The organism is Roseateles depolymerans, assembly GCF_003387155.1.
Taxonomy (GTDB): Bacteria; Pseudomonadota; Gammaproteobacteria; order Burkholderiales; family Burkholderiaceae_C; genus Roseateles; species Roseateles depolymerans.
On the sequence record NZ_QUMT01000005.1, the window covers coordinates 321,893 to 332,867 of the forward strand.

The following is a 10,975-nucleotide window of genomic DNA, read 5'->3' on the forward strand; positions in this document are numbered from 1 at the left end:
GTTGAACGAATTGTCGGAAAAACTTCGGTAAATGAGTTACAGCAGCTTGGTACGATGCTGCTCGAATTGACGTGGCCGATCAAATTTTTCCAGCAAGTCGTTTGTCCGCCTTTGCCACCTCTTTAACTTGATCGACGAACCGAACCAATCCAGGCGTGTCTGAGACCTTCATTCGCACTGCATCCAATAGCATGTAGAACTCAAAGAACTCCTCGGAATTCAATTCATCGGCGCACAGCATATCCATTCCGTGATCATCCCGCGCAACTAGAAGCTTCTTAGCCGCGGCAGACGTTGCCGCTGCATGTCGAAAGACGTCGGCAATTCGTTCGAAATCCACCGTTCGAACATCTAGCGATTCATCTTCTGAAAGAATAAACGAACCGGTCATATTAATTCTCCAAAGAAATCAATTTCATTGATGCTCAATTGGTGAAAAGTCAACTAGACCATAAAGTTTTCGTGCTTTCCTTGGCGTTAGAACATACGAGCCATTGGACGCTCTGAACCACATCAATTGCGGCCCAGCCATCTGCCCGGCTGACAAAAGCCCTAGCTGAACGAACGGCCACTTGGATTGCAATTGCTGGCCTCAGACCGTGTCTATCGCTTCAATGGTCAGCGCAAGGACATGGATGCGTTCATGGCTGATGGCCGCATTCGCCTGTGCGAGTGCAGCGCCCATGGCATAGCCCTTACTCAAATCCATACAGATGTGGCTCGTCTGGGGCTAGTGTCTGCCATGGTTCTGCTAGTCCGCCAAAAGAGCCTCCAGGTTCTGGTGATCATCTGCCTCAGTGGCAAACAGTAGCTGCTTGCGCATCAGCTACATGCACAACGGTAAGTAACATGGCCTGAAATTAACGAGGTCACTTCAGCCAGCAGCTGAGCTTCATCCAACTCGTATTCATCTTTGTCCGGCGCTGGATTAAACATATCCGGAAAACAAAATATGCTGGACAGCTTTTCGCTTAAGTGGGCACTATCTAGCAGCGCGTCCCCGGACTCCCTTTCTCGCTTCCATGCAGCAATGAATTGCTCGGCGAAAACTTCAGCAGTTATTTCTTTACTGACAAACGTTTCGACCATCATTAGCAAGTTCTTACTCATTGCGATTTTCTACCATTCTTAAGTTTTTGAATTCTGGATAGAAATATCTTTACTCGATTCTCCGAATCGGCATCACATCGTCGATAGGACCGTCGGAAGAGTCAACCGACTCCCAAATGGATCCGTCTGGTAAGTAAGACAGAAAACGGCCAATTGCCTCAATTCCATGCTTGCCAAAGTCTCCAATCACAGCCTCCGATTGAAAGACTTTTGCTGCTTCTTTAGCAAGATCGCCTAGGACGGGGTCCGCTATCGGTTGAAACGAGTACCCTGAAACGTTAGTTTTCAATCCGTCATCCGCAATTGCAATAGAAATCCCAATTCTCGGCAATCCATCCCAAGCGTCCGACCAGTAGTCATGTTCAGATACTATTGAGGCAATATCGAGCTGAAAATAGTTTGACAAAAGATCTTTTAGCAAATGCTCGGACACAAGCTCACGAAATGCAATCTCAAAGACATCGTGCATTTGGTTCCAGCTCCATTTCAACGGTGTGAGCGACGACGACGCGTCCAGTTTGGTCGATTTCGACATCTGCAAGTGCTGGCACTCGTAGTGAGTGCTGCACTTGCACTTCCGCGTTAATCCCTTGGACTTCCTGACGCTGCTGATCAGCGACAAGGTCGCCCGGCGTGAGCAAAAGAAGTTCAGCACCCGTCTGCGCCGAGGACAGTTCCGCACCACCAAGATCGTGGAGCAGTTCCAATTCGAGCGCCTGCCCCAGCTCAACCGGGTCTTGGTCTATGACTTGGCCACCGGGCGATACCTCGAGGAGAAGGCGCCGGTGCTCGTCGTCGGCCTTTGCGGCACGGTCAAGAGGCACATGGCCCAGAAGCTGGCCCACTGCCCGGTGTGCCAAGGCGTGGATGTGGTCCTCACCACTTGCGCCAGCCTCGCGCAGAGCCTGAAAGCGGCATGGGCCACTGGCAGCTATGAGCGCATAGCTGTCCACGCTGGTCCGGGTGCTGCTACTAATCATCGATGACTTCGGCCTGAAGCCGTCGCGCGCGCCCGCCAGCGAGGCCTTGCACGGCCTGATCGCTGAACGCTACCAACAGACGGCAACCCTCGTCGCCAGCAGTCATTGGCAGCTGTTCGGTTAACGGTAGGCAGGGCTTGGGTAATTGACCAAAGTCGACGTGCTTTTTGTCAGCGCACTCACACGTCAACCGACGGTGCGAACCGCGTTACCTGTTAATAGGCTGCTGACTCAACAACGCTGACGTTGCAACGTCCGGTATCAGGCGTTGCCATTTAGTTCAGTGCGAAACGGGAAATAACCCAGGTGGCAGTCTTCGGCGAAGCGATGCAAACCCATTCTTCAGTGTACGCCCGACACATTCTCATCCGGATAGTATGCACTCGGAAACGTCGCCAGTTTCAAAAAATTCGCGATATGCCGCAATCACAAAATCGATACTTTGACACACGATTCGACCGTTCCACACGTCACCCAAAATAGAAATTTCTGTATTTCGAACGGTCAGATTTTCGTACGCACGAACTTTCCAACCATCATTTGTTTCCTTGCCGAGCATGACGACGAAATTACCCCCTTCGGCTCTAACTTGCAGCGAACTCTGGCAGCCATCTTCATGCTCCACGTCCAAGGTGACTGTACCTCCATTAATTAGTACTAGAGCAAGTTTATCCTCGATGTCTTGCCATTGCGGGCTCGTCATATTTCCGCCGCTGTTGGACGAAAATTTAGTCATCCTTTCTGTCCATGAGATGTTCATTGTTGCATTCGTCAGCATTTAACCTCCAATCCAAAGCCACCCTGATGGAGCAAGGCCTTCAGCCTGCGATTCTCTATCCCGCCGATCTAACCAATATATAGCACAGCTTCGGGACAATAATTAAATATCCTCTCAAGTTCCCATTGCAAATTTTTTAGACGCGGCAATATATACAACGTAGCATCGGAGGCGTCAGCCTCGATTTGATTTGCAACACAGCGCAATTCCTCAGAAATCGCCGAAGTATCGTCCGCCAAAATTTCAATTCCAGTTTCAAACAATTGGACATACTGTGCCCCCACTCTTTCTGCGGCCGGCAATACCACTCGCTTAAACACATCTTCTGTGCACACCGGAAGATTGAACTTCTTTTCCTCGGGGGTCTGAGGAGACACAAAGAACATGCTGATCGACATAACTTGCTCCCCGAATTTCAGCCGTAAAGTCCAGATTTTCCTATTGACGCGAGCCATCCGCAGCGATCAACCGTTGCAGCAACGTCGCCCCTTGGCGCTACCTGTTCAGCGTCCACACATGCATCTCGCGATAGCATCTACCGGCTGCCCGCCATTGGATCTGACGCTACTCTTTCGTGCGCAGGTAGCACTGCCAAGCCCGCTCTCGCGGCTGACGGCCGGCTTTGACGAGTTGGCCCGCCATAGCCGCAATCACGAGTATTCGATACGCTGCTCGTCACGCCTGCCGAAGTTCACCAAGCGGGCTACACGGAAGCCCACAGCGAGAAGTCGCTCTCGAACTAAATGGCTCACGACATCGTCCAAGGCGTGCGCGTCCACCTTGTCCACAATTTGCACCCACACAGGTAAGTCCTCGTTACCTTCCTCGTCCGAAAGCGACACGGTGAATTTGGTTCCATCGTGCGTGCCTCTGAAGTAATGGCCTTCTGCGTAGTTCGCGCTCTCCCTCTCTTGACCATCCACGATGCCAACCGCGCCGAAGAAGGCTTCAGCGAATTCACGCAGACTGTTTTTCTCGGCGTGCGCGCATAGCAAGTTGACGTACTGCATTTCTTATCTCCCGATGGAAGGCATGACTGGACCAATTGGCCTCACCACAATCGACGGCTGCGAAGGCGACATCCCGGGCAAAAAGGCTCCAGGCGCCAAGTCACGACCCAGCGCCTTCGTCCAGGTTGTTGCCCATTCTTGAAGCACTGGGTAGTCCGCCAGTATCTTGCTCGGGTGCACGAAGCCAGGAATGTTCTTCGACGTCTTGCATCCCTCCGTGAGCTCCCGACATTCAATGAAGAAGTCGCGATCGCTCTTTGGTCCGGATGGTGTGCCTTTGGTGAGGCTTACCCCCGTCGCCGTGCTTCCACGAACTCCTACGGTCGCATCCGTGCCCCCGCTCAGGACGAGTGCATCTCTCAGCTGCTGGGCAGCGGTCGTGAACTGCTCTGGAGGGTTGAACCCGAGCGGTTCTGTGCAGGTGGCCTCGTTAATTGGCACGATTTCAAGGCCAACACTTCCGGCATTGCCAAATCGCACTGCCCATACGGTGTTACCACCATACAGGAAACTCCGCAAATTCCCTCTTTATTGCCTCCAACATGTCATCGTCAATTTCAGCAGAGAACGCAACCGTCGTTGTACTTGACCCACTCACATCCGTCATATTAAATTTCCAAGAAATGATTTTCTTCCCATCCTTTTTATAAATTGCGAGAGCGAAATTATTGCTCATATCGTTTAACACAGCATCTCGCGATGGATCATTCAAGGAATTCGCAAAGTCAGTCCAGCATGCACATTCTAGCCAGAATGTTCCTTGATAGCTGAACATGTGCTGAAATTGCGCAATTACGATTTGCGCTTCGATGCGCAACGACGGCAAATAGTCACTAGTTTCTACAACCTCCATATGCACGCTGAAGGGCCGCTCAAATTTAATCTCCAGCATGGCACTTTCTTATTTCACAGTTGGCAAAACCAGAATAATCGACGGTGGTTGCGCTTATTATCCTTGCGACGCAAACTTGAACCCCATTTTCCTACAGTCATTACGCCGACAAAGCGCAATCGATAGCTTGCAAGTCACCTTTAACTCTGAAAACCAAAATTGGCTCGGCAAAACTATCGAGCTGGCCGACGTCTATTACTGGGGAAAATCCAGCTTGATAGAATGTAACTATAGCCTGGGGTCCAAATTCTGTTGTTGGATGACAGGCAAATATTACATCAACTGATAAACCAACATTCGCCTCTACTAGTTTGGCTATTGAGAGGGCATAACAATAGCTGACCGCAAACAGGTCGATATCCACCGCATCTTCAATATGAGCTTTATTGAACGTATATTCGTGGTACGGCGGGTCTTTCGGGGGAGAATGTTGCATTACGCTGCACACGTCATCATCTACCGACGAAGATAGGAATAGGCAAGGCCCAATTTTTGCAAATCCTCTGGCAAGCCGGCTAATCAGTACGTCAGGCAAGCCAACCTCCCGTTCGGAAAACTTTTCGACGATTTTCTCCATCGTCGAGCTTGCATGGATTTCAATCAATTTTCACTCCTAGCGGGAGGCCAAAGTATTTCGGACGACGCTCTGCGCGCGCTGGTACTTAAAACTCAACATCAGTTTGGCGGGTGAAGTGCGCGATGCTTGCTAAGTTTTCGAGGATTTCAGGCCTAATTCAAGCGGTTTGCCTGTCTCTCCTCTCGATACCTTTCCGGCTTATCAAAGTAGTGCACGTCTCATGTAGGACCGCCGAAATGATCGAACCCTTTACGCTTCGAACCTCAAACGCCGTAACAAGATAGGGCTATTGAAAGCCGCAACATTTCGCTCGTGAAAGACCGGAAGCCCATCGCGACGCAGATAAAAAGAAATCGCTGCAGATTCACCAAACTCCCCTCCTGTTTGAAACAAGAGCACGATATCGACATCCAGTTTCACTGTGTCGCACCAGTGAGTAGACAGCACATCGAACCCAGCAAGAGCGGCGGCAAACAAGCCGGAGTTGACCCAAGGATCAAAGTATGTTTTATTGGTAACATATTCGTAGTATGAGAGATCACCGCCGAGATCGGAATCCAAGACTCTCTTTACATTTGAGCCGAAGCACCAGTTAAAGAAACTCGCTCTTCGGTAGGAAACGATCCCTCGCCGCATTTTCCGATCTATTTCTAACAGCGTTTTTGGATCTGGCTGCTCCAAATCGTTGATTTTTATCTCATCCATCAGTTTGTTAGAAATATCCATAACAGACTTTTATATTTTCTTTTGCCTTCCAAGTGCTTGGAACTGCAAAAAGCCTTAATCTGCCGCACGCGCTATCTGTGGCCTGGAAGCCCGCGGTCACCGGTCATTGGCGCCGCTGCCTACGCTTCGCTTCCTGGCCAAGCTCTCACGGGCGGCCAATGACTAGCCCTGACCCGGACGCTCGCCAAACGACCAAGCTACTGCTCTTTTGTACGAAGAAAGCACCCGGTTTTTACGTGCTCAAGGCCAGTGCCTGATAGCGAGAGCGCGGCCGTCATGCCGCGGGGCACCTGCTTCACCTCCTTGCGCATCACGTCAATCTTCTCGACCACCAGCTCAACCGCGACGCTGTTCAGAAGCACGGGGTTCGGAGTGCCGTTCATGACATCGTCGCGGCTGATCTCGTACCTGGTTTCGAATCCAGCACCAGGCACGAGCGCTTCACCGTTGTTCGGAACGCCGACCACCAGCGTTTCCCCCTCAGGTGTACTCAGCACGTTTCGGACGTAAAACTCAACGCTGTTCATCGCGGGGCTGTCTTCTTGATTCGTTGAATAAATTCGCCAACTTGCTCGCGTCATCTCGAGGTCGGCCCCACAGCGCTGCGTGAACCCGTCTGGGGACGGGTACTCCTTCGCTTCAGCACCGGCCCAGGTCGGTGCTGCCCGCTGTCCTCACGGCAGCGACTCCGACCCATCCCCCGACCTTCCCAAGTAAGGGAGCGAGTCGCCCTTTGCCGTGAGCGGTGCCAGGCCATCGACGGCCAGGCACCGCGCACGGCGAGCGTCGGTCGGCTTTCCACCGCGTCAAGGCCGAGCCCTCGCGGGTGGGCCTACGCCCAACCTTGAACCTGCTGCGCAATTGGCTCTGCGCGGAAGGGGCCTACTTCCTCTTTGCCGCAAGGTCCTTCATGAGAGCTCGCATGCTCTTCATGGCGACCTCGCTTTCACCATACAGCAAGTAATGCCGCTGGTCTGTCGGGCACACGAGGCCGGATAGGGAATGCCCTTGCTGCACACCTGCGGGAATGGAATGAAGCGCTGCAGAGCACACAGGGCAGACTACGCGCAGGCCAGCCTCGTACTTTCGAAGCGCTTCGGCTCCCGCAAGGGAACCAGCATTAACGGTTTCTTGCAGCATTGCGACCCGTGATTCAAACCCTACTCAAGCATCGGGAATGTCCCATTCATCCCCATTTGGAAGCACGCTCAACGATCCAGCGCTAACAATCCAAGCCTGATGTGGCTCACCATCCCGATAGAAGAATTTTTTCCAATTATCTATTAGCCATCGTTTATTTAAACCCCTGGTATTTGGAGTGTAAGAGGAATTGGGGAAAACGACATTCACTTTACCGGCCTTCGGGCCAGATATCACCATTAGACCAAGACCCGCATCTGGCATCAGCGAATACGCCTCAAAAACAAGAAAATCTACCACTGGATCTATGTACCACTCACCGTTATACGGCTTCATCGTGGGCACACGAATTATGGAACCGCCATACACCTCATTAAACGGATAATCCAGCAGATTAAACCATTTCATCATTTGGCCTCAGCTTGCGAGTTTGATGATCCTCTCATTGAATCGGGTTACGCCTACCGAAGACCTAAATTTACGATTCGGCGGCTCATCTGCAATGCTCACTCGTTTATTCATCATCTTCGCGCTCTCTTCGCTGCGCCTCGCGTACACCCTCATCGCTTTCAATTAAGAAAAAATATGATTTTTCGAACAAAAAAGCGTTGTCCTGCTTTACTGCGGCAATTGCCTGGGGAGAGTTACGAGGTACATCGCGCAGGTCTTCTAACTTTGTTAGAGAAGCATATGACCGCAAAAATTTCTTTCCTACAACAACGGATGTGAAGTTTAACGTTGACCCCGCGTACCTGGGATCGTAATAAGCGCCACATGCCGCCATCGCGTCCGCATAATCTGCGAATTCAACACGGTTGCACAAAATATCTTTTCCAGACTTTATTGTTAAGAAATACATTATTTTTTCCAGTTATTAAAGGGAATTGTCTTTTGAGCATCGAACACGTCTTGAACGGACCTGTATATCTTGAAATTTACAGGCCTCTCATATTTCGAAGCAGCACTTAGAGCATTTTTTGCATTAATCAAACCCAAAGCTGCAAGGTCATTGAAATCTAGCGGCCCATTAAAAACATCTAACCCAAGTTCTTGCGCTCGCTGCACTAGCTTTGGGCTTACCACTGCAATGTCGTAGTCAGAGGGGAGGACGCCCATGCGAGCGTCCAGTGGCGTGCGCGAAGAGTGTTTAATGCCAGATGCTGCGCTTCCCTGCATGAATCCTTGAGCATCGTCAAATCCAACTGCCGAAAGTTCATCACTAAAACGCTGAACAAAACGTTGAAACGGAACGGGTTTATACGCGAACGGCAGATCGTCCACGTAGTTTGGATGTGACGCAAAGGGATCGGCAGGGTTACCAATCTTGCAACATGGCGCATTGTGGACCCAAACGCCCGAAGCACCGACGTGGTACGTATGGAATTCATGGATTTCAATATTAAAAACATCCGCACGCCATCCAGCAGTTCTCTGCCTTCGTACAACCCATTCAGATCCCAACAAACTGGTAAGCCGCATTCCCGACACGAGAGACGCCGCCCTTACCCATTGCGACTTGAAGACTTTTGATGATGGTTCTCCACTTTCCGCAACTGCATTGGCTACCCAAAACGGATGCTCGGCGGTTGTATGCAGCACTTCAGTATTGCCATGAGCATCCTCGATCACCACCTCGTAGACCGGCTGGTCCTTGGTCGCAATAGTCGCAACGACGGGTCGCACACCTGCTTCACCAGTGTGCTCATGACGTGACAGCACCAGTTCACCACCGACAAACGTCTCAATCGCCTTGGGTCCGTCGACGGTGTGAATCAACGTTCCGGCGACAAAGCAAAGCGGCGGATTCGCACACGCCGTCGCAACATCACTTGACGCCTCGCTCTCCGTCCTTCCAACAGCGATCTCTTTGTCGGCACCTTGCCCCTTACTGGCTGAAGTGTCCAGATCAGTTTTTGGCTGTTCCGGGCCTACCGGTTTAACTGGATCAGTTGGACGTTCTGACCCAATCGAACTCACTTTTGGTTCTGGCAGCCATTCACCGTTCTTGCCGATCAAGCTGCTTCCGGACCGACCGGATTCCATTTCTGCAAGTGCTGGTGCTGGCGTAAGTCCCGGCAACTCCACAGGGTCCAGCCTCGCGACCCCAACGGGCTCAAGCCTCTGAACCCCTTCTTTAGGCAACTTGAGCGTGGAGGTGACGGAGGGAGCTTTCGTCACCACCTGCCCTGTCACCGCGCCTCCCACGCCGAGCGCGCCGTTTACGACGCTCCAAACTGAAGCGCCATAGTCTCCGTTCGCGAACTGCGCAGCACCCGTGCCAAGGGACTGGGCGCCTTCCAGCAGCATCACACCCCGGACGAATAAGCCAGCGGGCCCTGAGAGGAATCCCACTGCCGGCGTGCCGGCGTCCGCTTGCCATTGGTGAGCTTCCCGGTTGGCTCGCTCCCCAGCCGTCTCTGTCGTCTGGATAACCGCCGTGTTCAAGAACCTGATGAAGCCTTGCTCCGGGCTGTTGGCATAAGTGAACCCGCCAAGGGGCTGAGAGAACACCTGATTGCCCATCGACCAGGCTTCGCGGGTCCAGCTTTTGCAATCGAGGGAATTGCCGTCAGGTCCGCAAGCTTTCGCGAGGGCCTTGTCTCTGGATCGCGAGAGCTCGCTCAATTGCTGCATCACTATGCAAGCGTCGGCGTTGTTCTTTTGGCAGGCCTCCACCACCGCTTCGTACTGCTCCTTTTCTGAATGACGCGGCGATGTCTTGCTCGGCCGGTAGTGGTTCAGGAAGTTGTTCGTGACCTCGTTGTAGGCAGTGACTCCTCCTGCAGCGCCGCCCCCGGCTGTGGCCCCCACCGCCGTGCTGGCCAGTGCCGTCAAGCTCTTTGCGAGGTCTCCTTCCACGCCAGCGCTCTTGAGCGCATCGGCCATCGCAGGCGCGGTGAGCGTGCCAGCGGCTGCTCCAACCGCCCCGCCCGCGTTGCCGGTCAGTCCGCCAACGACCGTATGGGCGGCCAGGCGCAGCACCCCGTAGTCACCCCAGTCGCGTTCAATGGCGGCTGCCTGTTTCTCAAGCTCGGCCTTCTTGACCGGATCCGTCTCCCCTTCCGCCTTCGTTTGCAGCGCCTGCGCCAGATTCATCTGCTTCTGCGCGAAGTCGCCAATCTGCTGGGAAGCTTCCTTCCCAAACGTCTGCGTAATCGCCACCTGCGCCGCCAGGTCCTGCTGCACCTTCTCCTTGTCGAAGATCTGCTTGATCCCAGTCTCCGCGTCGCCGGTGCGTGCGGACGCATTACCTGCGACGCCGCTAATCCCGGCCTTCGTCACGCTGCTGGCGCTGTCGCTGGAGTAGCCAAAGCCGGCAGAGCTCCCCGGTGCTCCCCCTGGCTTGACCACGGTCAGCTGGTACGACCCGTCGGTCGGCTTGGGCGCTTCGCCTTCTTTCTTGCTGCCGTCCTCCTTCTTCCCGAACCCAGCCGACACGTTGAAGCTGGACCCCTTGTAGTCCGCCTTGTTCTCGATATCGCTCAGCGTCAGAGACCCGGACTTGAAGCTGTTGGCCCCGCTGTCCACCGCCGCCTGCGTGCTGGTGATGGCGCCGCCCTTGAGGTCCGTGTGGCCCTTGACCTCCACCTGGAAGCCACCGTCCTCGGCGCGGATGCTGCTTTGCTCCGTGACGCTGGCAAAGTCGCTCTTGATCTTGCTCTGCCCACCACTGACGCTGCCGCTGATACCCGCCCCCGCGGTCATGCTGCCGCCCACCTGGGTGCTGTCGCTCTTGAACTTGCTGGTGTCTTGCAGGCTCTC

At 53.2% G+C, this 10,975-nt stretch carries 14 protein-coding genes; 1 reads left to right on the top strand and 13 read right to left on the bottom strand.

Going from position 1 to position 10,975, the window contains the following annotated elements; all coding sequences use genetic code 11:
* Window positions 1-79 precede the first annotated feature (79 nt).
* The 3 genes from DES44_RS24805 to DES44_RS24810 all read right to left on the bottom strand — a co-directional run bounded on the left by DES44_RS24805 (window position 80) and on the right by DES44_RS24810 (window position 1,645).
* On the bottom strand, window positions 80-391 hold the full coding sequence (locus tag DES44_RS24805; protein WP_147307177.1) for a hypothetical protein: 312 nt from the start codon (window positions 389-391) through the stop codon (window positions 80-82).
* A gap of 431 nt (window positions 392-822) precedes the next feature.
* Window positions 823-1,110, bottom strand: coding sequence for a colicin immunity domain-containing protein (locus DES44_RS21940; protein WP_083525380.1), 288 nt, complete (start codon window positions 1,108-1,110; stop codon window positions 823-825).
* A 49-nt stretch (window positions 1,111-1,159) separates the two neighbouring features.
* A complete protein-coding gene (locus DES44_RS24810; protein WP_147307178.1) occupies window positions 1,160-1,645 on the bottom strand; it encodes a hypothetical protein in 486 nt (161 codons plus the stop codon).
* 55 nt (window positions 1,646-1,700) lie between these two features.
* Between DES44_RS24810 and DES44_RS21945 the strand changes: the two genes are divergently transcribed.
* Entirely contained in the window at window positions 1,701-2,096 is a 396-nt protein-coding gene (locus DES44_RS21945; RefSeq protein ID WP_232309940.1) for an ATP-binding protein, read from the top strand.
* A gap of 358 nt (window positions 2,097-2,454) precedes the next feature.
* Here the strand turns inward: DES44_RS21945 and DES44_RS24815 are convergent, their stop codons facing one another.
* The 10 genes from DES44_RS24815 to DES44_RS21965 all read right to left on the bottom strand — a co-directional run.
* Window positions 2,455-2,868: a DUF6911 family protein gene (locus DES44_RS24815; RefSeq protein WP_147307179.1), complete on the bottom strand. Its 414-nt coding sequence runs from the start codon at window positions 2,866-2,868 to the stop codon at window positions 2,455-2,457.
* Between the two features lie 68 nt (window positions 2,869-2,936).
* Window positions 2,937-3,266: a hypothetical protein gene (locus tag DES44_RS24820; protein ID WP_147307180.1), complete on the bottom strand. Its 330-nt coding sequence runs from the start codon at window positions 3,264-3,266 to the stop codon at window positions 2,937-2,939.
* Window positions 3,267-3,518: 252 nt separating this feature from the next.
* Window positions 3,519-3,878 carry a hypothetical protein gene (locus tag DES44_RS21950; protein WP_058934078.1) on the bottom strand — a complete coding sequence of 120 codons (360 nt, stop codon included), beginning with the start codon at window positions 3,876-3,878 and terminating at the stop codon, window positions 3,519-3,521.
* A gap of 493 nt (window positions 3,879-4,371) precedes the next feature.
* Complete coding sequence (locus DES44_RS24825) at window positions 4,372-4,770, bottom strand: hypothetical protein (RefSeq protein WP_147307181.1); 399 nt, start codon at window positions 4,768-4,770, stop codon at window positions 4,372-4,374.
* Window positions 4,771-4,870: 100 nt separating this feature from the next.
* A complete protein-coding gene (locus DES44_RS24830) occupies window positions 4,871-5,374 on the bottom strand; it encodes a hypothetical protein (RefSeq protein WP_147307182.1) in 504 nt (167 codons plus the stop codon).
* Window positions 5,375-5,596: 222 nt separating this feature from the next.
* The gene (locus tag DES44_RS24835; protein WP_147307183.1) at window positions 5,597-6,073 is read right to left on the bottom strand and encodes a hypothetical protein; all 477 of its coding nucleotides are present in this window, start codon (window positions 6,071-6,073) and stop codon (window positions 5,597-5,599) included.
* 197 nt (window positions 6,074-6,270) lie between these two features.
* Window positions 6,271-6,600, bottom strand: a complete 330-nt coding sequence (locus DES44_RS21955) for a hypothetical protein (protein ID WP_058934077.1) — start codon at window positions 6,598-6,600, stop codon at window positions 6,271-6,273.
* Between the two features lie 637 nt (window positions 6,601-7,237).
* Window positions 7,238-7,624 (bottom strand): Imm45 family immunity protein, encoded by a 387-nt coding sequence (gene imm45 / locus DES44_RS21960; RefSeq protein WP_116001858.1) that lies wholly within the window; start codon window positions 7,622-7,624, stop codon window positions 7,238-7,240.
* Between the two features lie 103 nt (window positions 7,625-7,727).
* Entirely contained in the window at window positions 7,728-8,072 is a 345-nt protein-coding gene (locus DES44_RS24840) for a hypothetical protein (protein WP_147307184.1), read from the bottom strand.
* Window positions 8,072-10,975, bottom strand: a 2,904-nt coding sequence (locus tag DES44_RS21965) for a polymorphic toxin-type HINT domain-containing protein (protein ID WP_259374781.1), incomplete at its 5' end; no start/stop codon positions are given. The genes DES44_RS21965 and DES44_RS24840, both read right to left, overlap by 1 nt.